General features: G+C 35.4%; 31 protein-coding genes and 2 pseudogenes. 4 read left to right on the top strand and 29 right to left on the bottom strand.

The window, feature by feature from the left end:
- Positions 1 to 228 precede the first annotated feature (228 nt).
- Positions 229 to 654 (top strand): DUF4230 domain-containing protein, encoded by a 426-nt coding sequence (locus FGL31_RS10995; RefSeq protein WP_232046641.1) that lies wholly within the window; start codon positions 229 to 231, stop codon positions 652 to 654.
- A gap of 93 nt (positions 655 to 747) precedes the next feature.
- Positions 748 to 1,173 (top strand): class I SAM-dependent methyltransferase, encoded by a 426-nt coding sequence (locus tag FGL31_RS10990; RefSeq protein ID WP_232046633.1) that lies wholly within the window; start codon positions 748 to 750, stop codon positions 1,171 to 1,173.
- A gap of 96 nt (positions 1,174 to 1,269) precedes the next feature.
- Here the strand turns inward: FGL31_RS10990 and FGL31_RS10985 are convergent, their stop codons facing one another.
- The 10 genes from FGL31_RS10985 to FGL31_RS10945 all read right to left on the bottom strand — a co-directional run bounded on the left by FGL31_RS10985 (position 1,270) and on the right by FGL31_RS10945 (position 7,408).
- Complete coding sequence (locus FGL31_RS10985) at positions 1,270 to 2,478, bottom strand: MFS transporter (RefSeq protein ID WP_099372197.1); 1,209 nt, start codon at positions 2,476 to 2,478, stop codon at positions 1,270 to 1,272.
- Positions 2,479 to 2,723: 245 nt separating this feature from the next.
- Positions 2,724 to 2,900, bottom strand: a complete 177-nt coding sequence (locus FGL31_RS22660; protein WP_171017635.1) for a hypothetical protein — start codon at positions 2,898 to 2,900, stop codon at positions 2,724 to 2,726.
- Positions 2,897 to 3,124, bottom strand: coding sequence for a hypothetical protein (locus FGL31_RS10980; RefSeq protein ID WP_138091419.1), 228 nt, complete (start codon positions 3,122 to 3,124; stop codon positions 2,897 to 2,899). The genes FGL31_RS22660 and FGL31_RS10980 overlap by 4 nt, the downstream gene beginning before the upstream one ends.
- 253 nt (positions 3,125 to 3,377) lie before the next feature.
- A complete protein-coding gene (locus FGL31_RS10975; protein ID WP_138091417.1) occupies positions 3,378 to 3,935 on the bottom strand; it encodes a DUF5106 domain-containing protein in 558 nt (185 codons plus the stop codon).
- Positions 3,895 to 4,233: a DUF5106 domain-containing protein gene (locus FGL31_RS10970; RefSeq protein WP_171017634.1), complete on the bottom strand. Its 339-nt coding sequence runs from the start codon at positions 4,231 to 4,233 to the stop codon at positions 3,895 to 3,897. Before FGL31_RS10970 ends, FGL31_RS10975 begins: the two co-directional genes overlap by 41 nt.
- A gap of 139 nt (positions 4,234 to 4,372) precedes the next feature.
- Entirely contained in the window at positions 4,373 to 5,062 is a 690-nt protein-coding gene (locus tag FGL31_RS10965) for a hypothetical protein (RefSeq protein ID WP_138091413.1), read from the bottom strand.
- A gap of 739 nt (positions 5,063 to 5,801) precedes the next feature.
- A complete protein-coding gene (locus FGL31_RS10960) occupies positions 5,802 to 6,203 on the bottom strand; it encodes a hypothetical protein (RefSeq protein WP_138091411.1) in 402 nt (133 codons plus the stop codon).
- Positions 6,190 to 6,456 (bottom strand): hypothetical protein, encoded by a 267-nt coding sequence (locus FGL31_RS10955; RefSeq protein ID WP_138091409.1) that lies wholly within the window; start codon positions 6,454 to 6,456, stop codon positions 6,190 to 6,192. Before FGL31_RS10955 ends, FGL31_RS10960 begins: the two co-directional genes overlap by 14 nt.
- A 50-nt stretch (positions 6,457 to 6,506) precedes the next feature.
- Positions 6,507 to 7,232: a hypothetical protein gene (locus FGL31_RS10950; RefSeq protein WP_138091407.1), complete on the bottom strand. Its 726-nt coding sequence runs from the start codon at positions 7,230 to 7,232 to the stop codon at positions 6,507 to 6,509.
- A 20-nt stretch (positions 7,233 to 7,252) separates the two neighbouring features.
- Positions 7,253 to 7,408, bottom strand: a complete 156-nt coding sequence (locus FGL31_RS10945; RefSeq protein ID WP_232046631.1) for a hypothetical protein — start codon at positions 7,406 to 7,408, stop codon at positions 7,253 to 7,255.
- A 502-nt stretch (positions 7,409 to 7,910) separates the two neighbouring features.
- Between FGL31_RS10945 and FGL31_RS10940 the strand changes: the two genes are divergently transcribed.
- Positions 7,911 to 8,345, top strand: a complete 435-nt coding sequence (locus tag FGL31_RS10940; RefSeq protein ID WP_197734202.1) for a hypothetical protein — start codon at positions 7,911 to 7,913, stop codon at positions 8,343 to 8,345.
- Here FGL31_RS10940 and FGL31_RS25430 read toward each other — a convergent pair.
- From FGL31_RS25430 to FGL31_RS30350, 18 genes and pseudogenes are all read right to left on the bottom strand, one after another.
- Positions 8,342 to 8,533 carry a sensor histidine kinase gene (locus tag FGL31_RS25430; protein WP_232047154.1) on the bottom strand — a complete coding sequence of 64 codons (192 nt, stop codon included), beginning with the start codon at positions 8,531 to 8,533 and terminating at the stop codon, positions 8,342 to 8,344. The two genes, FGL31_RS10940 and FGL31_RS25430, sit on opposite strands and share 4 nt — an antisense overlap.
- 17 nt (positions 8,534 to 8,550) lie before the next feature.
- Positions 8,551 to 8,955 (bottom strand): sensor histidine kinase, encoded by a 405-nt coding sequence (locus FGL31_RS25425; protein WP_232046630.1) that lies wholly within the window; start codon positions 8,953 to 8,955, stop codon positions 8,551 to 8,553.
- Positions 8,927 to 9,625, bottom strand: coding sequence for a HAMP domain-containing protein (locus tag FGL31_RS25420; RefSeq protein ID WP_232046628.1), 699 nt, complete (start codon positions 9,623 to 9,625; stop codon positions 8,927 to 8,929). The genes FGL31_RS25425 and FGL31_RS25420 overlap by 29 nt, the downstream gene beginning before the upstream one ends.
- A gap of 40 nt (positions 9,626 to 9,665) precedes the next feature.
- Positions 9,666 to 10,055 (bottom strand): MCP four helix bundle domain-containing protein, encoded by a 390-nt coding sequence (locus FGL31_RS25415; protein ID WP_232046626.1) that lies wholly within the window; start codon positions 10,053 to 10,055, stop codon positions 9,666 to 9,668.
- Positions 10,052 to 11,176 carry a sensor protein KdpD gene (locus tag FGL31_RS10930; protein WP_138091403.1) on the bottom strand — a complete coding sequence of 375 codons (1,125 nt, stop codon included), beginning with the start codon at positions 11,174 to 11,176 and terminating at the stop codon, positions 10,052 to 10,054. The genes FGL31_RS25415 and FGL31_RS10930 overlap by 4 nt, the downstream gene beginning before the upstream one ends.
- Positions 11,177 to 11,182: 6 nt before the next feature.
- Positions 11,183 to 11,467: an outer membrane beta-barrel protein gene (locus FGL31_RS10925; RefSeq protein WP_394366189.1), complete on the bottom strand. Its 285-nt coding sequence runs from the start codon at positions 11,465 to 11,467 to the stop codon at positions 11,183 to 11,185.
- Positions 11,412 to 11,561 (bottom strand): annotated as a pseudogene (locus tag FGL31_RS29890) (hypothetical protein); the annotation flags it as partial. The pseudogene FGL31_RS29890 and the gene FGL31_RS10925, both read right to left, overlap by 56 nt.
- A gap of 271 nt (positions 11,562 to 11,832) precedes the next feature.
- Positions 11,833 to 11,979 (bottom strand): outer membrane beta-barrel protein, encoded by a 147-nt coding sequence (locus FGL31_RS29885; protein ID WP_171017633.1) that lies wholly within the window; start codon positions 11,977 to 11,979, stop codon positions 11,833 to 11,835.
- Positions 11,942 to 12,271, bottom strand: coding sequence for an outer membrane beta-barrel protein (locus tag FGL31_RS10910; protein ID WP_171017632.1), 330 nt, complete (start codon positions 12,269 to 12,271; stop codon positions 11,942 to 11,944). The genes FGL31_RS29885 and FGL31_RS10910 overlap by 38 nt, the downstream gene beginning before the upstream one ends.
- The gene (locus tag FGL31_RS27900; RefSeq protein ID WP_262709099.1) at positions 12,261 to 12,488 is read right to left on the bottom strand and encodes a potassium-transporting ATPase subunit C; all 228 of its coding nucleotides are present in this window, start codon (positions 12,486 to 12,488) and stop codon (positions 12,261 to 12,263) included. The genes FGL31_RS10910 and FGL31_RS27900 overlap by 11 nt, the downstream gene beginning before the upstream one ends.
- A complete protein-coding gene (locus tag FGL31_RS27895) occupies positions 12,481 to 12,849 on the bottom strand; it encodes a potassium-transporting ATPase subunit C (RefSeq protein ID WP_262709098.1) in 369 nt (122 codons plus the stop codon). The genes FGL31_RS27900 and FGL31_RS27895 overlap by 8 nt, the downstream gene beginning before the upstream one ends.
- Before the next feature lie 6 nt (positions 12,850 to 12,855).
- Positions 12,856 to 14,865, bottom strand: coding sequence for a potassium-transporting ATPase subunit KdpB (kdpB, locus tag FGL31_RS10900; RefSeq protein WP_138091395.1), 2,010 nt, complete (start codon positions 14,863 to 14,865; stop codon positions 12,856 to 12,858).
- A gap of 8 nt (positions 14,866 to 14,873) precedes the next feature.
- A pseudogene (gene kdpA, locus FGL31_RS10895) lies at positions 14,874 to 16,483 on the bottom strand (potassium-transporting ATPase subunit KdpA).
- Positions 16,484 to 16,585: 102 nt separating this feature from the next.
- Complete coding sequence (locus FGL31_RS29880; RefSeq protein ID WP_099372351.1) at positions 16,586 to 16,663, bottom strand: potassium-transporting ATPase subunit F; 78 nt, start codon at positions 16,661 to 16,663, stop codon at positions 16,586 to 16,588.
- A 4-nt stretch (positions 16,664 to 16,667) separates the two neighbouring features.
- Complete coding sequence (locus FGL31_RS30360) at positions 16,668 to 16,883, bottom strand: DUF7674 family protein (RefSeq protein WP_446677080.1); 216 nt, start codon at positions 16,881 to 16,883, stop codon at positions 16,668 to 16,670.
- On the bottom strand, positions 16,870 to 17,004 hold the full coding sequence (locus tag FGL31_RS27890; RefSeq protein WP_262709097.1) for a hypothetical protein: 135 nt from the start codon (positions 17,002 to 17,004) through the stop codon (positions 16,870 to 16,872). The genes FGL31_RS30360 and FGL31_RS27890 overlap by 14 nt, the downstream gene beginning before the upstream one ends.
- 294 nt (positions 17,005 to 17,298) lie before the next feature.
- On the bottom strand, positions 17,299 to 17,901 hold the full coding sequence (locus FGL31_RS30355; protein WP_446677070.1) for a sigma 54-interacting transcriptional regulator: 603 nt from the start codon (positions 17,899 to 17,901) through the stop codon (positions 17,299 to 17,301).
- The gene (locus FGL31_RS30350; RefSeq protein WP_446677069.1) at positions 17,843 to 18,646 is read right to left on the bottom strand and encodes a sigma-54-dependent transcriptional regulator; all 804 of its coding nucleotides are present in this window, start codon (positions 18,644 to 18,646) and stop codon (positions 17,843 to 17,845) included. Before FGL31_RS30350 ends, FGL31_RS30355 begins: the two co-directional genes overlap by 59 nt.
- Positions 18,647 to 18,967: 321 nt before the next feature.
- Between FGL31_RS30350 and FGL31_RS10880 the strand changes: the two genes are divergently transcribed.
- Entirely contained in the window at positions 18,968 to 19,471 is a 504-nt protein-coding gene (locus FGL31_RS10880) for a thermonuclease family protein (protein ID WP_138091393.1), read from the top strand.
- Here FGL31_RS10880 and FGL31_RS10875 read toward each other — a convergent pair whose 3' ends face one another.
- The gene (locus FGL31_RS10875) at positions 19,472 to 22,153 is read right to left on the bottom strand and encodes a calcium-translocating P-type ATPase, PMCA-type (protein WP_138091391.1); all 2,682 of its coding nucleotides are present in this window, start codon (positions 22,151 to 22,153) and stop codon (positions 19,472 to 19,474) included. It abuts the gene before it with no gap.
- Between the last annotated feature and the right edge of the window lie 44 nt (positions 22,154 to 22,197).

The raw sequence follows: 22,197 nt of genomic DNA, 5'->3' as shown, positions 1-22,197 counted from the left end.
TTGTAATTAATTGGTTACTAATAAGGTATTAACATTACCATTACAGTTTCTTGACAGAAGAAAATAGAAATGGTCTGTAATTTGAGAATTGTAGTTTATGACAAAATTGCTAAAAATATTAATCATCTTAGGATTGATTATAGGTATTACGTGGTTTGTATGGGAAAGGATAAAACCTGGGCCAACGAAAGAAACTAGACATCAGGTTTGGTTGAAAAAATCGAAGCTATGGGTAAACTAGAATTAGTGAAGTATAGATTGAGTGATGTGGTCGAGCATAAAAACATGACAGCATACCTTCCTGATGCAAGTGTATTATTAATAATTAAAGCAGATGCTGTTGGTTGTATTGACTTGAGCAAGTTGACTCCTGAAGATGTCAAAGTAATGGAAGACTCAGTTACCATTAATCTTCCAAAACCTGAAATATGCTATGTTAAAATAGATCATAAATCATCTAAGGTCTATGATACTAAGATGGCTTTCTTCAGAGAAGCTACTTTGGTAGACGAGGCATTTAAGGCTGCGGAAGAGGAAATCACTAGACAGGTGAATAAATCCGATATCCTAGAACAAACCAAAAACAATGCTACCCATGTACTTAGGCCATTGTTGGAAGGTCTTGGGTACTCTAAAATAAACCTAACATTTTGATTAGTAATCTATGAAGGATCGAGAAAAAAAGAATGTATTTAAGGTCTATGATATTGTTGGGGATTGGTTTTTGAAAACAGAAGCCAATCCCTTATGGAAAAAGACCATCTCGACTCATTGATATCAAAACTGCCTGCAAATGCAAGAATCCTAGATCTAGGTTGTGGAACAGGAAAACCAATCTATGAATATTTAATCCATAAAAAATTCAAAGTCGTCGGAGTTGATGCAAGTGAAAAAATGATTGGTATTGCTAAAAAGAATTTTCCTTCAGGGGAATTCTATGTACAGGATATGAGAGAATTGGCTTTAAATCAAAAATTTGATGCTATTATTGCTTGGCATAGCTTTTTTCATCTTCAGCAACCTGATCAAATAGAAATGTTCTCTAATTTCAAGGAGTTTCTTTTTCCAAACGGGATGCTATTACTAACTACTGGAACTGAAAAAACTGAAGTTTGGTCAGAAATCAATGGTAAGCCAACTCTATCATTCTTCTCTTTCAATCGAGGATTATAATGAATTGCTGAAAAAGAACAATTTTGAATTGATCAACCATACTGTCAATGATGTTCATTGTGGTTGTGCAACTGTCTGGCTCGCCAAATATTTACCCTAAACTTCATGAAACCTTACTTTCTTCATGTTTGGCAGGAAATAAGCCATAATACCAATCAATGGTAAATAGGAACAAACCAAGTAAATATTTTCTAAGGATGTATGATCTGCCCAATATCCTAAAAAGGCAGCACCTAGCCCTCCCATTCCAAAGGCAAATCCATAAAATAATCCTGACACCATTCCCAACTTCCTAGGAAGCAGCTCCTGAGCATAAACTAAAATGGATGGAAATGCAGATGCCATAATTAAACCAATAATAAATACCAAAATTCCAGTCCAAAACAAACTCGCAAATGGCAACAACAAAGTAAATGGAGCACATCCTAATACCGAGAACCAAATAATATATTTTCTACCCAAATAGTCCCCTAGGAATCCTCCAAATAAAGTTCCTAACGCAATGGCAATCAAGAAATAAAATAGATAAACTTGAGCTTGAACATCAGTAATAGCAAATTTTTCCATCATATAGAACTGCAGATAACTCGTAATACTAGCTATATATACATATTTAGAAAAAATAAGCAGCAGTAGAATAAATATGGAGAAGTTAATTGTAGTATTTGAAAGGTCAGGTACTTTAATTAGCTTTTTAGTTTGTCCTTTTACAGATTCCAAAACTTGTTTGTACCAAGATGCAATATACCCCAAAACAAACTGGGCAACAATTGCAATAATTAAAAACCATAAAATATAGCGTTGTCCATGCGGAAGCACAAATAGTGCAAGCAATAATGGTGCTAGCGCCGAGCCAGTATTTCCACCAATTTGAAATATAGACTGAGCCAAGCTTCTTTTTCCTCCAGAAGAAAGAAATGCAACCCTCGAAGATTCAGGATGAAAAATGGATGAACCAATTCCAACCATGGTAACCGAGAATAACACCGAATAATAATTATTGGAATAGGCAAGCGCGATAATACCAATAATACTGAAGAACATAGCAAAAATTTGAGAATAAGGCTTTGGATTCTTGTCTGTATATGCACCTACAATCGGCTGTAGCAAGGATGAGGACAATTGAAAACAAAACGTAATTACTCCAATCTGAGCAAAACTTAAATGAAAGTTTTCTTTGAGTAAAGGATAGGATGCCGGGATGATTGCCTGAATCATATCGTTGGATAGATGGGCTATGGCTATAGCAATTAATATGGAATACGAAGTTTTGGTTTGATCAAATGAAAAAGTCTTTTGTGGCATAAAATGATAAATAAATTATTTGCTGACTGCAATTATTAAACATCAAAAGTATATCCAGACAATAAATTATTATTGGGAGGGTAAACTAAAACTGAAACAAATGTAAGCCTTAAAATATCGTTAACAAATAAATCAAAGGCTAATTTTAGCTTTAGTAAAAAACATTACGGTAATGTTACAATAAGTTAACAATAAACAAAAAAGGCACACCTTGCAGTGTGCCTTATTGAGTGTCTATTCGAAAATTATTTCTTCAAGGCTGGCTCAATATCATTGTATACTGCCATATATTTAAAGCTTTCTTTGGAACCATCCGGAATAACATCTCCTTCAACCATCGCCTTGACTCCACCTTCCTTATTAGGAACCTCAAAAACTTTGAAAATCTTTACATGTGAACCTGCTGGAATTTCTGCCTTCAACTCTGCATTTGGAACAGAACTCTCTCTTGAAAGAAAATAACCGGATTTCCACCGTCGGAATGCGTGTAATGGTAATAAAACAATGGACCATTGGTAATGAAAATATTATTCGCAATATCAGCATATTTAGGATCCTTAGTCATATCACCTTTCTGCCCCGTACAAGATGCTATTATAAACAAGCCGAACACAATAGCAATTAATTTCAAATTTCTAATTTTCATAATGTATTTTTTAATTTATTCTTTTCAATAAATTTCTCCTTATAAATCTGATTGAAAGAATATTCAGGAAGACATTACATATACATGGTTAGATAATTTATATACAGCTTATATACTAAATTATTCAACCCCCTAATAATCAACAGTAAAACAAAAAAAAGCCAGGAAAATCCTGGCTCTATTATATTAGTATGTTAGACTTTAAATATTTTGAAAGAACTTAATGACTTCATTTAAGTTAGAATCTTTAAAATTACCTTTTTGTCTTGTCTAAAAGATAAATAGTTGGAGTTGCTTTGATCATATACAATCCTTTACTCACTACAGATTGATCAGTATCTAAACCATTAATCCAGCTTGGCGGAATATTTTTTTGGTAATTTTTCCAGATATCCATATTACCATCTGGATAAACTGCTAATATTTTAAGAGCACCATTTTCTAGAACTGTATTAAATCCTGGATTGTTCTTGATATGTTCAATGGTTTCTTCACATGTACTACATCCCGGTTCATAAAACATCAACAATGTAAATGGAGCCTCTATTGACTTTAAATTGGAAGTTGTTCCATCAGTCATTAAATATTTAAAGTCTGTTGCTTCTGTACCTGGCTTATTTTTGCGCAATAAGGGAAGTAAGGACTCATATTTTGTTACTTCATCAGGAGTTAACTTGCCGGAAGCAATTAATTTTTCAAGAACAATTTCATAATATAAATCATTCCTTGCAGGAGAATTAGGATTAGAGAGGTAATTTTCAAATTGATATTTAAAAAATTCGAAGACTTTTGGGTTCAATTTTAGCCTCATTCAAAACGTTTTCAACACCTTCCTTTAAAGTATCAATTCCTACCAAGGGAAAATGTCCAATATAATCGACTATCGCTTGTTCTCCGTAATTTGGATCGAATACCTTGGCAGTATCTCGGAAATTGAAATCGTCCCAAAAATGAGTGAAAACATAATTGATTTTAGCACTTTCACCTTGGATATTCTCGGGTGCTTTGGGAACAGTATAAGTACTAAATTCTGATTCTGTTGAATTGTTATTGTGTTCTGAATTTTTGTTTTGATTACACGATGTTGCAAAAAGGACAATTGCAGCCATGAACATGTAGTATAGTCTATTTTTTTCTCATATGTTTTATTAAGCAAATAAATATATGAATATTCCACTAAGCTAAAAAAAAGAAGCCTTGATATCGGGCGAGACCAAGGCTAATTATTAATAGTTAGTGAATCTAAGCTTATCTATTGAGGGTGTATTTTACTCCTACCGAAGTAGAAGCTGCCCCTTCAAAATTTCTTCCTCCAACTTCACCGTCGAATTCATCACCATATAGATTTCCTCTAATGTCTAGAGTTAAATCCAATGCGTCTGTTAGACGGAATGTTTGCAGGATACCCAAGTTTGGACTGAACTTTAATGATCCTGGATCTGATAGTACTGCTCCAAAACCAATTCCAACATAAGGGATCAGGTTATACAAACGGCCTGGATCATATCCTAAAGCATCGTTTGTCCAGTTGAACATAAAATCTGCATGCACATTGATGAAGTTGAATTTTTGATACTCTAAATTCTGTCCAGCATGAAAAATCTCTCCTGTGCCATACATCGAAGTCTGGGTAAGACCTTTGTAATTAATTCCATTTAATCCAAGTCTTAAACCAAATCTCTCGTTCAACCATTTACCTGCGTAAATTTCAAACTGTGGGGTTATTCTCTTTCCAAATGACAATTGTTTATCGTGGTCACCAAAATAAACTTGCCCCCCTACACTTGCACCCACAAACCAGTGATTTAAATCTGAAGTCTCTTGGTAAACTTTTTCTGCCATGAATTTCGTTTTCCAAGGATCTTTCTCAAAAGGTTCCTTCGCGAAACCACCTAAAGCAAACAGCGTTGCTAGAATAATAGTACTTATCTTTTTCATTAATGTTGTTTTATTTTAAAAAGAAGAATTTATTTAAATTTTAAATTTCAAGTTTAGTGATATTCTTTCTTCTTTTTATTATCGCCTCTGAACGTATGGTTTAAGCATTATTATAATAACACCGAAACCTAATTGAAAAAAACTTATTTTGAAAAATTAACAGCGTGTGTGACCGAGCATTATTTTCCAAATTTCTCTGAACAACACTACGAATATACAGCCTATTTCAAAAGCAGCAAATTTTTTTAAATCACTTAATTATACTATTAGTTAATTTTAAAAAACAAATATTTTATTTAGTTTCATCAATTATTTAAAATACCTTCAAATTTAAAGGTTAAAAAGAAATAAAAATATCATATTATGATATGAATCTACTCATAACATTTTTATTTAACAATAAGAACACCTTGGCTTAAATATTATTTGTAAATGATTGACTACAGTAGGTTGACAGCAAATAAAATTCAAAAACCAGTAAAAAAAATTGAGAAATAAAAACAGGCTATCCCCAATGAGATAGCCTTAAACAATAATAATCGTTATACGCTATTCGTTTCTAACACACCTTATATTCTCAGCACCTCCCCAAGAAGACTGAGCCCAATGCTCAAAAACATAATCACCGGTTACTAAAAACTGCCTATTATCACTTACCCTATAGTTATTAACACCTGTTATAAGCGCCTCCTAAAAATCCAGTTTCATTAACCCAAAATATCCATCTTGCTTATCATCGCTAAGAAGTCCAAATATCCCCAATGCAATATTGTAAATAACCCATTTTATTAATTCTAAGCTTATTACTTGGATAAGGTGCCGCAGTGCCAGTAGCGGTATATTCTACATAATCCGCATTCAGTGTTCTTCTACTATCTTTAACATCAATCAAATTCCGCGTTTCATCCCCATTAGGCATTCTCCATTTATTTTTTGGATAAACTAAAGTACATGGATCTTGAGCACCGATTGTACCATTAGGGAATGGCGCTTTGAAATTCCAATACTCTTCAGTACTTCTGTTATATGGATCATGAATCTGATGTCTAAATCGATATGCCCTATCTGCTTGACTAAAATATAAATTTGTTCTTGCCCATTTTATCCCGTTTACTGTCAATGGTGATTCAATTAAATCCAAAAACACTGTTCTTCCTATAACCCCAACTTAAGTCTACATTGTCTGAAAACTGCATATTTGTAAATACCCGAGTATCTCCAAGATCCAATTTTAATGTTAATGCCTGAACATTCACTTTAATTGCTGAATTTACTCCTTGTCCAGCAGTATAGTAGTATGCAACCTTAATGGTATCTTTTGTGGCTGCACTAAATTGTGTAAAATTTAAATTACCCACATCCACAGTTGATAAAGACTCATACTGACCTGTCAATAAATTTAAATTTCCTTTTTTAATATAATCGGAACTAGCAAAACTAGATGTTACGCTCTCAATTCCAGCGAAAGCCCTCGGGCACTGATTTCCGCACCTACTCTTGCCGTACGATGTGCAAATTGAACTCTCAAAGGCTTGTCAACAACGCCTTCGCCAGTAACCATTACAGTCCCACTAGCATACAGTAATGGCTTATCTACCTTAGATTCTACGGTTGGAGCTGAAGTATTAGATACATCCGGAATATCATCTGTACTATTATACGAAAATGCGTACCAATTATATTCTACATCTTTACTAACTTCAACATGAGATGCAACTCCAGATTCTGCAGCTACAGATTTAACAAATGTCCCGTTTAAGTAAAGCAATAATCTATATTTTATCCCCGGAGTCATGACTGCAGCACGTAATTCAGAGTTTGAGGCATTGTTTTTTCGATTGTTAGCCACAATAGATCTGGAATCCCTCTTCTGATCGATCCGTGTACTTACAACTGCATCTAATCCTTCATATGATACTTCTTTAGAGCTTAATATTTCACCATAACCAATAGAATTCATGGCACTTTTACTAACAGATGTTTTCTTTTCTCCTTCTTCTTCATCATTCACACCTGCAACATCAATACTTATGGTAGCATCGCCTGTAGGTAGGTCTACAGCCGAATTGGTTTCCTTGTTACAACTAGCAAATAAACTAGAGAACAAAACCCCTAACAATAAAGCCTTAATAAAACTATTAGCATGTGGCCTTTTTAGATTTGATTTCATTTCTTATAATTTCAGATTTTTTATAATTCAATTTCTTGATGCCCAGTACTGTCATACCAATCATCCACTTCTGGAGTGTAGTTACCTTCAGTACCATCACCAGGTGTAAATGTCGCCGACGACGCAAGGATACCTTGCTCTAGCTCAATCTTTAGCTCCACAATACGCGGAGACACATAGGTTTCAATCTTATTTCTTTTCATTCTTATATTGATAGATATTCAACTTGCTATGTCAATAAAATCAATCTTAAACGCTTTAGTCTTAATTAACTATTTAGACAAACTTTTAATATTAATAAATTATTAACAATTAACACTGCAAACATATATCAATATTTAAACAAATAAATTCCTGTAATTTAAATTATTCACCAATGTAGTAATCTATTTACATTAGAATTTTATGCATAAACCATTGGTTAATTATTGAGAAATTCAGTAAAATTTTAGCGCTTAAAAAAAAACTCCTCTACGCTAATAATAATCTTAAGTATTGTTACTAGAAAGTTAACTTCACTTAAAATCAAACTAGTTTTAAAAATATATTAGAATGAAGAAACTAAAGATTAATCGATATATTTCTTAACGTTATTATTTATTAATAGATAAAATAATTTCCTTGCTTAATCGTTCAGCAATACTTATTCAAAATAAAAAATCACACAATCCAAGGTGTATGGATAGCAAAAAAGCCACTGATTTTTGGGAACAATCCCGGCAAAACGTCGAGTTGAACCCAATTTTTTACTCAAAAATATTCAGTAAATTAGAATATAACCGTTCGAAAGGAGGAGAAACCATGAAGATAATAACAAGGATTTGGCACGGAATAACCAAAAAAGAAGATGCTGATGAGTACCTAAATTATTTATTCGATACAGGTATTAAAGATTACCGCAGCATCAAAGGAAATCTATCCACCAAAGTACTCCGACGGATAGATCACGACATCTGTCATTTTATGACGGTTACCGAATGGGATTCTGTTGATAGTATAAAAGAATTTGCCGGAGAGAAATTTGAAAAAGCTAGATACTATAAAGAAGACAAAAAATACTTATTGGAATTTGAAGAAAATGTCACTCACTTTGAAACCTATCTGATAGATTAAGTATTTATTACCGGAATCCTAAAAGAAAATGTGCTCCCTACCCCTAATTCACTTTCGACGGAGATCTTTCCACCTTGGTTCTCAATAAAATCCTTGGAAATGGAAAGCCCAAGCCCTGTTCCTGTCCGTACGCTACCTGGAATCTGAAAATATCGATCAAAAACCTTGTTTTTATAAGCCTCATCAATTCCTTTACCATGATCTTTTACCGAGAAATCAGTTCCTTAGAGTTATTTTTTAGACTAATTATAATCTTACTGTTTTCAGGAGAATATCGGATTGCATTGGTAATAAAGTTTGTCAAAACCCATGCAGTTTTCTCTTCATCCACATAGATCTTCGGCAATGTATCATCGATTTGGGTTTCAATCTCTATTTGTTTCTGTTCCGCTTGCATTCTGGTAGCATTTATTGCGTACTGTACAATAGGAATAGGACTGGTGATTTGAGAATATAATTTTATATTGCCGGTCTCAACTTGCGAAACATTGAGTAACTCACTTGTAATCCGCAATAACCTCAAACTATCTTCTTCAATTCCAGAAAGTAGTTTTTTCTGATCGTCAGACAAGGTGCCAGTTCTAGGATGCTTCAACAACTCTGAACTCAATTGTATAGACGCTATTGGGCGTCCTAAGCTCATGAGAAACAGTAGCAATAAAATTAGTCTTTGCCACGTCTAATTCCTTAAATGATGTTACATTTTTTAAGACGATCAACTCCCCTATTTTTTGGCTCTTTGTCTCTCCTGTTGGCGTGATTTCCATTGGAATTATTTCCTTTTCAAAATAGGATTCTTTATTGTCTAAGACTATTTTAATTGTCGACATCTGGTTTGAAGAATCTGTTAAGTCTCTGATCAGATCGTTCTTCCTGATTAAATCACTGGTGTTTAATTGCAGTAAGTCAGTTCTTTTTAATCCAGAAACTTGTAATGCCTCATCATTGATAAAGGTTATTGTTCTATTTTCGTCAAGACCGATTACAGGGTCATGCATACTGTTCACCAATGTTTCGACGCGTTTTTTTTCTTCAAGAATTTGGTCCAATTTACTGTTGGAATATTCCTGAAGTTTCTCTGCCATAACATTAAATGAACCGGCCAATTCAGCAAATTCACTTTTACCCTCTATATACACCCTCTGATTATAGTTCTGACGAGAAATTTCCCTAATACTGTCACTGAGCTTTTTAATAGGATTGGCGATATTACTTGGAAGATTTACAAACAGAACGAAGCCAATTAAAAAACAAAGAGCACCAACAACTGAAATTAGCACAAAGGCATTTCCTGCAGTTTCCTGAGCTTGATCGCTTTTTTTAACGATTGCATCCCATATTGACTGTCATAAGCTCTACTAAAGCCGTTCGAAAGTTTTGATTGATAAGGGGATCATTGGGAGTGCTTTTCAATTTTTCTAATTGTTGTGATAGCCGATCTGTGATTTCCCTCTCACCAGGTTCAGTAACATTCAATTTTTGTTTTTCAAAATTATCCTCAAGCTGCAAAATCGCATTATTTTTTAGTTGAATTTCATCAGAAGCTTTGAGCATATTTCGTGGCATATTCAACTGAATATAGTTTGCAGATAGCACATTCTCCGTGTCTTTTTTGAGTGAACTGACAAACAGCGTACTTACTGTTGCCAGAATTAGAATCATCAAAAACAACAATCCTATTCCTAAATAAAGTTTAGCTTTAATTTTCATGACAGAATAATTAAGTCCACTTGAATTTTTTCCAATTTTTTCATTAATCTCCTGAACATACCCATGGCCCATAATATTCTTAAGAATGGCCAATACGGTCTACCTATACAGAGCGTAGTTATTCTCATCCTTAGTACTTGATCTACTATATTTTCTGGGACATCTTTTCCTTGAACTTGAATAACCTGTCCGCCCAATTCCGTTGCCAATTTAAAATTATTAATTAGATAACGTTGCTTATCCAATGCAATTTTATTGACGCTCTCTTTGGGTGTTTGAATATATAGGACGTACCACTCAGCCTGATAGTAACTAGCCAACCTGCACGTTCTTCGGATTAAATTTTTGGCTTTCTTTTCATCTGTGCCTATACAGACCATAAACTTTTCAATTTTATGCTTTGAATCCGAGGGTTTTTCCTTTTCATGTTTTTTGATCGCATGAACAGCAACTTCCTTCAGCGCTAGCTCCCTTAGCAACAGTAATTGCTCCGATTGAAAGAAATTCCTTAATGCCGTTTCTATTTTTTCTTTCTTATAGATTTTCCCTTCTTTTAACCTGCTCAAGAGATCTTCTACAGAAATATCGACAAATAGAACTTCATCTGCCGATTGAATAACACGGTCAGGAATTCGCTCATAAACTGGTACTGAAAGCATGTCTCCAACTTCCGCTTGAAGACCTTCTAAATGCTGAATATTGACAGCAGAAATAACGTTTATCCCAGCATCCAAAATTTCCATTACATCTTGCCATCGTTTCTCATTTTTACTTCCCGGCACATTTGTATGTGCTAATTCATCTACGACTACTACTTCAGGATGCTTCTGTAATACCAGATCCACATCCAAATCATCCAATTCATTTCCTTTATAATAAATTTGCTTTCTTGGCAGCAAGGGTAAACCAGCCAACATTTTTATGGTATCTTCTCTGTCGTGGGTTTCAATATAAGCTATTTGAACATCAATTCCGTTTCTCAATAAGTTATGAGATTCCTGAAGCATTCTGTATGTCTTACCCACGCCAGCACACATACCAAGATAGATCTTAAACTTCCCCCGGCGGGATTGTTTGATCAAATCAAGGAAATGTTCTGCCGATTTACGCTGTGCTTCCATATTATTCTAGAATTTCCAACCTATTGCTGTACTTACAGTATAGGATTTATCATAGCTCTCAGACTTTCGATCTGTAAATATATTCTCTGTTGAATTCAAACCCCTAAATTCAGTCCGCCACATCAATCCTTTATAAAGATCAACATCTATCCCCAATGAATAACCCAATATATTGGCCCCCAGATTATCAAAGCGTCCGAAAATCACACCATCTTCATCATTGAAATATTCTAACCTAGCATTGCCTTTCAATTTTTGGATGGAACAAATAATTAGCTTGTAGTCCAGCATTCCACCAATTAAAATTTTCAGATATGAGGGGTTGTTTTTGAATTCCATAATCCCAATTAGCCAAAAGATTGAATTTAGAATTTATATTTACTTGAACATATAGATCGTGAAAAAATCTAGTACTGTCCGTTCCTTCATCTCCATAATAAAGAGCTACTGTTTAGAACAATAGATTCATTTGGCTTGTATTGAATCTGATGGGGCCTAAAAGACATTCCTTTGCTAGAATTTGGCAATTGAATTCTCTGCCCAACCATTTAGTACCAAAGCAGCCAAATAAAACTTGCCATTATCTGTAGTATATGACAATCTAGCCCCTGTTTCAAAATAAGGCCGAATTCTCAGCTGACAAACTTCTAGATAGGCTAATATTGTCCAACACAATAGCCACTCTCACCTCCAATATGGGAAGGCAAAACACCAGCATCTATCCATAGTTCATGGTTTTCTAGCAATTTATATCCTAAATTGGCCTCATATACATTCTTCCAAACTCCTTCTTTCGGCAGCATAATTGGCATTCATATAACTACCAACTGCCAAAGCTAAGTTGCTCCTAACCCTTGAATTAGAAAAGTTAGCTTTTATCATCGCGAGGTTTACAGACAATTCATTGCTTCTATGATGACTGTAAATAAATCCTGGCCTTTTATGATCTTCCGGTTTATTGAAATCATAGGTATAGTAGCTTTCAACGTATCCACCGAAAGTCAAGTTCGATTGTAATGAGTCCTTTGATTCCTGTGCTTCAGCAATTCCTAGTCCTAAGAAAAATGTAGCGCAGCCTAAAAACTTATTTAACATCTTCCACTCCTTTCTTTCCAGCCATTTTATCCAAGGCAATATTAAGTTCAAGGACATGAACCTTTTCTGGTCCTAGAAATCCTAACAATGGTGATTCAATGTGATTTTCAATCAATCTTAAAAGTTCTGTTTCCTCTATATTTCGCATTTTCGCAATCCTAGGAACTTGAATTTCCAAAGCTTTAACAGAAAGATGTGGATCAAGACCACTAACCACTAGCGGTAACTATCTCAGTCGGGATTTGTTCTCCTTTAACCGTTGGATTCTGTGACATAAAATGGGTTATCCGGTCCTCTACCTCTTTTATATATTCTGGATTAGATCCCGACTTGTTACTAGCACCAGAACCTGCTGCGTTATAATCGACAGCAGATGGACGCGACCAGAAATATTGGTTTTCAGTAAATTGTTGTCCAATATTTTCGTAATAGGATTTCCCATTGTTTTCAATTAGGAAACCATTTCCATGGTTTGGGCTCAACTGTGCAAAACCCCAAACCACCAATGGATATAATATTGCGAATAAAACAAATGTTAAAATGGTCATTTTAATCGCAGGTAATACATGTGTTTTCATGATTAATTATATAAATACAGATAATAAAACATCTATTAATTTGATGCCGATAAATGGCACGATAAGACCTCCAAATCCATATATTAGGATATTTCTACGCAATAATGCGGATGCTCCTATAGGTTTATAAGCCACACCTTTTAATGCCAAAGGAATAAGCATAGGAATTAGGATCGCATTAAATATAATAGCGGACAAAATAGCGGATTCTGGACTTTTGAGATCCATAATATTTAAGGGTGCCAAGGCTGGAATAAAAGCCACAAAAAGAGCTGGAATAATCGCAAAATACTTAGCAACATCATTGGCGATACTGAAAGTGGTCAAAGTACCTCGGGTCATTAGCAACTGCTTACCAATTTCAACTACCTCAATTAGCTTGGTAGGGTCATTATCCAAATCCACCATATTTCCGGCTTCCTTCGCAGCTTGCGTTCCGCTGTTCATCGCAACTCCAACATCCGCTTGGGCCAAGGCAGGAGCATCATTGGTACCATCACCCATCATAGCAACCAACTTACCCTCACCTTGTTCCTTACGGATATAATTCATTTTATCTTCTGGCTTTGCCTCTGCAATAAAATCGTCAACCCCAGCTTTTTTAGCTATATATCCTGCAGTCAATGGGTTATCACCAGTAACCATAACAGTCTTGATCCCCATCTTCCTCAATCTCTCAAACCGCTCTTGTATACCTGGCTTCACGATATCCTGCAGTTCAACAACTCCCAGTGGAATCTCATTTTCTGAAACTACCAGAGGCGTACCTCCGTTTCCTGAGATTTGTTCAACTATATTCATCACCTCAATTGGAAAGGCATGACCAGCATCTTCTACTAATTTTTTGATGGAATCTGTCGCTCCTTTTCTAATTCTTTGGTTACTCATATCTACTCCAGAACATCTTGTTTCTGCAGTAAACTTGATGAATTTTGCCTCCTTCGATTTAAAAGGAGTAACATCTAAGCCTGCTAATTCTACAATAGATTTTCCCTCAGGAGTTTCATCATACAAGGAGCTTAAAGTTGCTGCTCGTATCAAATCCACATGTTCAACTCCCGGAGCAGGGTGGAAATTGGTTGCTTTACGGTTACCAATAGTAATTGTACCAGTTTTATCTAATAATAGAACATCCACATCTCCAGCAGTTTCGACAGCGCGACCTGATTTGGTCAAAACATTTGCCCGCAATGCTCTATCCATACCTGCAATACCAATGGCCGATAATAAACCACCAATAGTAGTCGGTATAAGACACACAAACAGCGAGATAAATGCAGCTATACTTATCGGCACGTTTGAATAATCAGCAAAAGGCTTCAGAGTCACACAAACCAAAATAAAGACTAAAGTAAATCCTGCTAGAAGAATGGTCAAAGCGATTTCATTTGGAGTTTTTTGTCTTTTGGCTCCTTCGACCAAAGCGATCATCTTATCCAAGAAACTCTCCCCAGCAGTAGCAGTTACCAATACAGTGATTTCATCAGACAAAACTTTTGTACCGCCAGTTACAGAACTTCTATCACCACCAGCTTCTCTAATTACTGGTGCAGATTCTCCTGTAATAGCACTCTCGTCAATAGTTGCCAAACCCTCAATGATTTCTCCGTCACTTGCTATGATATCTCCAGCAACACATATAAATACATCTCCTTTCTGCAATTGTGACGATGAAATTGTTCTGCCATCTTTTAATTTTGCGGGAGTTTCCTCTCTTGTTTTACGTAAGCTGTCTGCTTGGGCTTTACCCCTAGCTTCAGCCAATGATTCCGCAAAATTGGCAAACAATAAGGTGATCAGTAATATCAAGAAAACTATAAAATTATACCCTAAAGAACCTTGACTTTTATCCCCCATCAATATTGCGATACATACTACAGCCATCACAACAGTACAGACCTCTACTGTAAACATCACCGGATTTCTAAGCATATCCTTTGGATTGAGTTTTATAAAAGCTTCTTTAAAGGATACCTTCAATAACTCAGGGTCAAAAAATGGATTATTTGATTTCATTACTATTCTTATTTAATTGTGAAATATTCAGCTATCGGACCTAGGGTCAAAGCTGGAAAAAATGCCAAGGCAGCAACAATTACGATTACGGCGAGTACCATAAAACCAAAACTCCCAGTATCAGTTTTCAAAGTCCCTGCACCTTCAGGGATATATCGCTTTTCTGATAACAACCCAGCAATAGCTACCGGACCAATTATCGGAATAAACCTTCCGAACAGAAGCACAATACCTGTACTGATATTCCACCACAAAGTATTGTCGCCTAAGCCTTCAAATCCACTACCATTATTCGCTGAAGCTGATGTAAACTCATATAGCATTTCTGAGAAACCATGAAAACCAGGGTCATTTGTTGTATTTGCTCCAATACTAGGGTAAGCTGCTGCTATAGCTGCGCCTACTAATATTAGAAAAGGATGAATTAATGCAACCATCATCGCGATCTTCATTTCCCTTGCTTCAACTTTCTTCCCCATGAATTCTGGAGTCCGGCCTACCATTAAGCCAGAAATAAAAACTGCTAAAATGATAAATATGAAAAAGTTAAGTATACCGACTCCATTACCACCATAAAATGCATTGATCATCATGGCCAGCATTTGGTTCATCCCTGATAGCGGCATCGAACTATCATGCATAGAGTTTATGGAACCTGTGGAAATTACTGTAGTTACTATGGACCAAAAGCCCGATGCAGCAGAACCTACACGAATCTCCTTACCTTCCATAGAACCTAAATCTTGATTGATTCCCAAGCGCTCTATAGCAGGACTGCCCTCGCTCTCCATCAAAACATTCGGAACTGCTAAACATAGAAAACCAATAGTCATTACCCCAAAGATCATCCAGGATAGCTTTTTCTTATTTATAAAAAATCCAAGAGCAAATACCATAGCCACTGGGATTATAAACTGAGCCAACATTTCAACGATATTGGTAAGATAGGTTGGGTTTTCAAGGGGGATGGTTTGAATTAGCACCATAAAAAACCTCCCCCATTCGTACCCACATGTTTTATAGCGACAAATGCCGCAACAGGACCTCTGGAAACTTCAACGGTATCTCCTTGAAGATTGATCATACTGTCCTTGCCTTCATAAGTCATCGGAGTTCCTTGAAAAACAAGAATTAAGGCAACAATAAAAGAAATAGGCAATAATATACGGGTACATGATTTCAAAAAGATATCATAGAAATTACCCAATGTTTTACTTCCTTTATCCTTTAATGCCTTGAACAGTACTACTGCGGCGGCAATGCCAACACCAGAGCTGACAAACTGAAGGAACATTAATCCTGTTTGGGAAAAATAACTAACCCCAGTCTCTCCTGAATAATGCTGCAAATTACAATTCACCAAAAATGAAATGACTGTATTAAAAGCCAGATCAGGTGACATATTTGGATTACCATCGGGATTCAATGGAAGATTTGCCTGGAACATTAAAATCAGCATACCAACCACAAACCAAACAAGATTGATGGTCAACAAAGCGATCAAATGCTCTTTCCAGCCCATTTCCTTTTTCGCGTCAACTCCAGTCAACTTTAGAATTACTCGTTCTAGGGGACCAAATATGAGATCTGAAAAAACCTGGTTTATCTGAAAACACATTTGCTATATATTTTCCTAAGGGAATCGCAATAACGATTGTCATGAAAAACATGGCAATTACTCCCCATACATCTGTATTTATTAAATTCATTTTTTATGTCCTTAAAATTTTTCAGGATTCAAGAGCACATACATGGTGTATAGAAAAACCATGATGGCTACAATTAATAATGCTACCATATCTCTAATTTTCTAAAATGGTTTTCATATAAATGGATCTCATTTCTTTGGGAAAACATGCAAGGTGCTTTCTTAAACTTGCTGGCGATTCACTTGTGGCAAGTCGTTCCAAAAACTCATTTTCAATGGCATTTTTAATATGTAGGGATCCACCTCCATATAAAATGCCTATGACATGAACAGCCTCCTTAGCAAGTTTCTGATCCTCAATCAGACCCATCAAAGTTCATCAAACAATATTCTGCCACATGTTGAAGAATCTCATATTCAGACTCCTCCTTTCCATCATGGAAACATCCCGGTATCCATGCTTTTACGGTTGATATTATTTTATTTTCCATAGTTTTAGATCTTATCAAAAAAATCAACTGATTTGTAAAAAATGGCAAAACAAAGAATGCCCAAAATCAATAATGCGATAGTTAAAATCATGTTACTCAATGTGTTTATTTATCTTTTCTATTTCATTTTGACCTTGAATGCCAAACTTGTTCCAATGAAAAACAAAAACACAACAACCAACTGTATACCAAATAATTACAAATATTTTCTAGAGATTGAGCCATAAAAAAAACCCTATCATTTTGATAGGGTTCTTATCATTTTGAGAATGATTTATCCGTATTTTAAATACATTACGAAATCTTATATTCTTCAATTTTTCTATAGAGGGTAGCCACTCCAATTTCCAAAAGCCTTGCTGCTTCTGCTTTATTTCCTTTAGTATAAGCCAATACTTTTTGAATATGCTTTCTTTCAATTTCCGATAGTGACATCTTGGTGCCACTTGCTGTACCTTTATCATCAATGGAGAATTCATAAGGCAGCGATCTTTCATCAAGACTATGTCCTTCTATTAAAATCAAACTTCGTTCAATAACATTCTTTAATTCCCTCACATTACCTTTCCAATTGTGCTTGCTCAAAAGATCAATATATGATTGTTCAACCTTGGGAATTTGAATATTCATTTTTGCAGCATTTACCTTTACAAAGTGCTCAATTAATAGCGGAATATCAGATTTCCTATCTTTTAAAGCGGGTAAGTTAATTGTAAAAACAGAAATCCGGTAATATAAATCCTCCCTAAAGTGCCCTTCTTCTGCTTCCTGTTCTAAGTTTCTATTAGTTGCAGCTATTAATCGAACATTCACTTTTGTAGGGGTTGTTTCGCCGACTTTAAGAAATTCGCCAGTTTCCAAGACACGAAGTAACTTTGCTTGTAGTTCCAATGGCATCTCGCCCTATTTCATCAAGAAATAATGTACCATCATTAGCTTCTTCAAATAATCCCTTCTTATCTTTGGCAGCACCAGTAAATGATCCAGCAACATGGCCAAACATTTCAGATTCTAATAAATCTTTACTGACTGCAGAACAGTTCAGAGCAACAAATGATTTTGAATTACGCTTGCTCTCATAATGGATAGCCTGTGCGAAAACCTCTTTACCAGTTCCAGTTTCTCCCAATAACAAAACAGAAGCATCTGTCTGAGATACCTTTTTACCCAAATTAATTGCGTTATGGATCTCTTTGGAGTCACCAATAATTTGATCAAAGGAATATTTTTTGCCTACCTTCTCCTCTAACTTTATAAGTTTATTTACTAACTCAACTTTTTCAAAAGCTTTATGCAATAATGGAATAACTTTATTATTGTCATCTCCTTTAGTGATGTAGTCGAAGGCTCCATTTTTTATGGCCTGCACTCCATCTGGAATCTGACCAAAAGCAGTCATCAATATAACTTCAGATTGAGGTTGATATTTCTTAATCTCTGAGACTGCCTCAACACCATTCCCATCTGGTAATTTAACGTCGCATAAGACAACATCAATTTCCTTAGTCTTCAATATCTGATAACCTGATTTTAAGGTAGAAGCTTGAAATACTTCAAGATCTTCCCATTCGAATTGGATAATTCTTGCCAATAACTCTCGCAGCTTATCCTCATCATCAATAAGTAAAATCTTCTTATGCATAAACGAAGTTAGTATTTCCAGTATGAATTACAATAAAATCCCAAATACTGCAAAATAAAAATCCCGCGGCGGGGAGCCACGGGATTTATCAAACCAATTATTAACCTAAATTATGAAATTTATTACTCCTCTAACGCATCTAAACACCAATTCGCGTCAATGAAATTTGTTCTTAACATATTTTAACATTTTAAAAACTCATATTTCTTCCCTTTTAAAGTAAAATAAACTTTAATACACTGATTTTAAACTCATTAAAAATGCAACAGGATAAAATCAAATTATTTACCTAAATCATGCCTTAAAGGTTATTTTTGCAGGATGTTTACCAAATCAATTTTCTATCTATTTCTAATTCTTTCAATTTGTTTTCAACAAGCATATGCCCAAGAAATATTAACAGGAAAAGTTGTTCGTATTTCCGATGGTGATACCATTACTATTTTAGATAGTTTGAATCAACAACATCGTATAAGATTGCATGGAATAGATTGTCCCGAAAGAAAACAAGATTATTATCAAGTAGCCAAAGATTTTATTGGCCAGTTATGCTTTCAAAAAGAGGTAAATGTAGAAATCCTTAAATATGACCATTATAAACGAGCAATTGGAAAAGTGTATATCGATTCCCTGGAAATCAACCTTGCTTTATTAAAATCAGGCTTGGCATGGCATTTCCTTCAATTTGACAAATCAACAGAATATGCAGCTGCTGAGGCTGAAGCTAAACTTTACAAAAGAAATATCTGGTCTTTAAAGAACACAATCGCACCTTGGGAATTTAGAAAATACCAACGTGAGATGAGAAAATTAAATGCTAAATAATTATTTGTTCTCCGACCGCTTTAAGAATAGTTTAATGATTTCATTGACGATCAACGGCACCAATCCTAATCCCAAGACCATCAACCAATCATTAAGGCCTATTAATTGAAGCTTGAATGCATTCCGCATCAATGGAATAAAGAGAACCATCAATTGCAATCCAAAGCCTAAAATTATTGCTCCTACCAAATACTTGTTTGAAAATATTCCCACTTGGAATATAGATTTATATTCGCTTCTAAAGGACAAGGAATAAAACAATTGAGATGCAATAATCGTTAGGAATGCCATTGTCCTTGCATAGGCATGAATATCATCTGGAATATCATCGTTCATAGGATTATATCCATGTTCAAAATATCCGATTAAAAAAGCAACCACAGTCAATAACCCTATCAATATTCCCCCTATTAATATCTTTCGCGTTCCGCCATGCGAGAAGAAATTTTCATTTATAGTCCTTGGCTTTTCTTTCATTACCGCAGGATCTCCTGGATCCATTCCTAATGCAACCGCCGGAAGGGTATCCGTAATTAAATTAATCCATAATAGTTGGGTAGCCAATAAAGGAACAGGCAAACCAGCAACAATGGAAACCAACATAGCGACAACTTCTCCTAAGTTACTAGCCAACAAGAAAATAACAGACTTTTTTATGTTATTAAAGATATTTCTACCTTGTTCAATAGCACCAATAATCGTAGAAAAGTTATCATCTGCCAAGATCATATCCGAAGCATTTTTTGCCACGTCAGTACCTGTAATCCCCATAGCAACGCCTATATCTGCAGCATTCAACGAAGGAGCATCATTTACACCATCACCAGTCATGGATACGATATTGCCCTTAGCTTTAAAAGCCTTCACAATATTGACTTTGTGTTCAGGAGAGACTCTTGCAAAAACCCGGTACTCGGAAATATGACTCTCCAAATCCTCATAACTTGCATTGTTGATTTCCTTTCCCGTAGTAACCTGATTTTGATTATCCGCTATGCCCAGTTCTTTTGCAATGGCAAAGGCAGTATTGGCATGGTCTCCAGTAATCATTATGGTAGTTACTCCAGCATCTTTTGCTTTTTGGATAGAATCTTTTACTTCATCCCGGGGTGGATCAATCATACCAACAACCCCAATAAACACTAAGTCTTCTTCAAATTTTTCTTTTTCAATTTTCGAACTGGTCTTTTTATAGGCTACCGCCAACGTCCTTAACGCTTTGTTGGACATTTCTTCCACCGCCTTCGACACTTCCTTTTTATGGTCTTCAGTTATTTCAATTTCCTTTTCATCTTGAATTACATAGTTACATTGTTCAATCAAATTATCCACTGCTCCTTTGGTGTAAAGAATATATTCCTCATCAACAGAGTGCAGAGTTGACATCATTTTACGGTCAGAATCAAATGCTAATTCATCAACTCTAGGTTGCTTGTTACCTAATTCTTTTCTATCCATTTCCCATTGATCCGCAAGCGACAACAATGCTACCTCAGTAGGATCACCGGTCTGTTTATCATTTTCTAAAGTTGCATCAGAAGCTAATACCATAGCTTCTGCAAGCAAATTTTCCTCAAATGTATTTTCCGCTTCATCATCTACTGAAATCAATCCGTCACTAAATGTAAATGCTTCCTGAACTGTCATTTTATTTTGGGTCAATGTGCCAGTTTTATCAGAACACACTATGGTAACCGAGCCTAAGGTCTCCACTGCTGGCAGCTTCTTGATAATCGCATTTTGTTTTGCCATTTTGGTAACCCCAATGGATAATACAATGGCAACAATTGCTGCTAATCCTTCAGGAATAGAAGCTACAGCCAATGAAACTGACGTCAAGAACATCTCAGTGAGATCTCTACCCTGAAAATATGAGATGATAAAAATTAAAATACAGACTCCAATTGCTATTTTTCCTAAAGTCTTACCTAAATGATCCAATCGGATTTCTAAAGGTGTTTTTTCATTATCATCCGTATCTAAATAGCCTGCAATTTTACCAACTTCCGTATTGTTCGCTGTACCTATAACAATACCAGATCCTCGACCATAGGTTACTAAGGTGGACATATAAGCTAAATTTATGCGATCTCCCAATGGGATATAATCCTCTTCCAGCTGCACTTCAGCATCCTTTTCTGCAGCAACAGATTCTCCCGTCAAGGCAGATTCATCAATTTGAAGACTCGCAGATTCTACCAGCCTTAAATCAGCAGGAATTATACGCCCGGCTTCTAGTAAAACAATATCCCCAGGTACCAACAGCTCAGAATCAATCTCCATGGTCTTTCCGTCTCGCCTAACCAAAGCCTTCGGATGCGAAAGATTTTTTAAAGCATCAATAGCATTATTCGCTCTTATTTCCTGAAACAAGCCCAGGAATGCATTGATAAAGATTACAATCAATATGATGATTCCATCTGTGTATTCACCCATAAAAAAGGTAATGGCAACTGCAGCAAATAGAACATAAATAAGGTAATCATTCAATTGTTCAACGAACATCATAAAAATGGACTTCCTTTTTTTATCCTCCAGCTTATTTTTACCATATTCATTTAGCCTTGTTTCAGACTCAGAAGTAGTCAGTCCGTTCTTCGGGTCTACCTCTAACTGAGACAAAGACTCTTCAATTGATTGTGAATAAAAATTTGGTTGATTGATTTCTTTAGTTGATGCCATACCTACTTAATACCTAAAAATCAAAAATAGTTCTATATGATCAT

Origin of the sequence: Sphingobacterium daejeonense, assembly GCF_901472535.1 — a bacterium.
In the GTDB taxonomy this organism is placed as follows: Bacteria; Bacteroidota; Bacteroidia; order Sphingobacteriales; family Sphingobacteriaceae; genus Sphingobacterium; species Sphingobacterium daejeonense.
The sequence above is the reverse complement of the archived record's forward strand: the minus strand, read 5'-3'. Positions and strand labels throughout refer to the sequence as shown.

Excerpts from the sequence above, each read along its gene's own strand:
- FGL31_RS10950 (WP_138091407.1), bottom strand. The coding sequence starts at position 7,232 with ATGAAATCAAATCTAAAAAGGCCACATGCTAATAGTTTTATTAAGGCT.
- FGL31_RS29880 (WP_099372351.1), bottom strand. The coding sequence starts at position 16,663 with ATGGTAGCATTATTAATTGTAGCCATCATGGTTTTTCTATACACCATG.
- FGL31_RS29885 (WP_171017633.1), bottom strand. The coding sequence starts at position 11,979 with ATGCTGCCGAAAGAAGGAGTTTGGAAGAATGTATATGAGGCCAATTTA.
- FGL31_RS10930 (WP_138091403.1), bottom strand. The coding sequence starts at position 11,176 with ATGGAAGCACAGCGTAAATCGGCAGAACATTTCCTTGATTTGATCAAA.
- FGL31_RS25415 (WP_232046626.1), bottom strand. The coding sequence starts at position 10,055 with ATGAAAATTAAAGCTAAACTTTATTTAGGAATAGGATTGTTGTTTTTG.
- FGL31_RS10880 (WP_138091393.1), top strand. The coding sequence starts at position 18,968 with ATGTTTACCAAATCAATTTTCTATCTATTTCTAATTCTTTCAATTTGT.
- FGL31_RS10965 (WP_138091413.1), bottom strand. The coding sequence starts at position 5,062 with ATGAAAAAGATAAGTACTATTATTCTAGCAACGCTGTTTGCTTTAGGT.
- FGL31_RS10995 (WP_232046641.1), top strand. The coding sequence starts at position 229 with ATGGGTAAACTAGAATTAGTGAAGTATAGATTGAGTGATGTGGTCGAG.
- FGL31_RS10910 (WP_171017632.1), bottom strand. The coding sequence starts at position 12,271 with ATGTTAAATAAGTTTTTAGGCTGCGCTACATTTTTCTTAGGACTAGGA.
- FGL31_RS10980 (WP_138091419.1), bottom strand. The coding sequence starts at position 3,124 with ATGAAAATTAGAAATTTGAAATTAATTGCTATTGTGTTCGGCTTGTTT.
- FGL31_RS30350 (WP_446677069.1), bottom strand. The coding sequence starts at position 18,646 with ATGCATAAGAAGATTTTACTTATTGATGATGAGGATAAGCTGCGAGAG.
- FGL31_RS10990 (WP_232046633.1), top strand. The coding sequence starts at position 748 with ATGGAAAAAGACCATCTCGACTCATTGATATCAAAACTGCCTGCAAAT.
- FGL31_RS30355 (WP_446677070.1), bottom strand. The coding sequence starts at position 17,901 with ATGCCATTGGAACTACAAGCAAAGTTACTTCGTGTCTTGGAAACTGGC.
- FGL31_RS30360 (WP_446677080.1), bottom strand. The coding sequence starts at position 16,883 with ATGGGTCTGATTGAGGATCAGAAACTTGCTAAGGAGGCTGTTCATGTC.
- FGL31_RS10985 (WP_099372197.1), bottom strand. The coding sequence starts at position 2,478 with ATGCCACAAAAGACTTTTTCATTTGATCAAACCAAAACTTCGTATTCC.
- FGL31_RS27895 (WP_262709098.1), bottom strand. The coding sequence starts at position 12,849 with ATGAAAACACATGTATTACCTGCGATTAAAATGACCATTTTAACATTT.
- FGL31_RS27890 (WP_262709097.1), bottom strand. The coding sequence starts at position 17,004 with ATGGAAAATAAAATAATATCAACCGTAAAAGCATGGATACCGGGATGT.
- FGL31_RS10970 (WP_171017634.1), bottom strand. The coding sequence starts at position 4,233 with ATGGCTGCAATTGTCCTTTTTGCAACATCGTGTAATCAAAACAAAAAT.
- FGL31_RS10940 (WP_197734202.1), top strand. The coding sequence starts at position 7,911 with ATGGATAGCAAAAAAGCCACTGATTTTTGGGAACAATCCCGGCAAAAC.
- kdpB (WP_138091395.1), bottom strand. The coding sequence starts at position 14,865 with ATGAAATCAAATAATCCATTTTTTGACCCTGAGTTATTGAAGGTATCC.
- FGL31_RS10975 (WP_138091417.1), bottom strand. The coding sequence starts at position 3,935 with ATGAGGCTAAAATTGAACCCAAAAGTCTTCGAATTTTTTAAATATCAA.
- FGL31_RS10875 (WP_138091391.1), bottom strand. The coding sequence starts at position 22,153 with ATGGCATCAACTAAAGAAATCAATCAACCAAATTTTTATTCACAATCA.
- FGL31_RS10925 (WP_394366189.1), bottom strand. The coding sequence starts at position 11,467 with ATGCTGGACTACAAGCTAATTATTTGTTCCATCCAAAAATTGAAAGGC.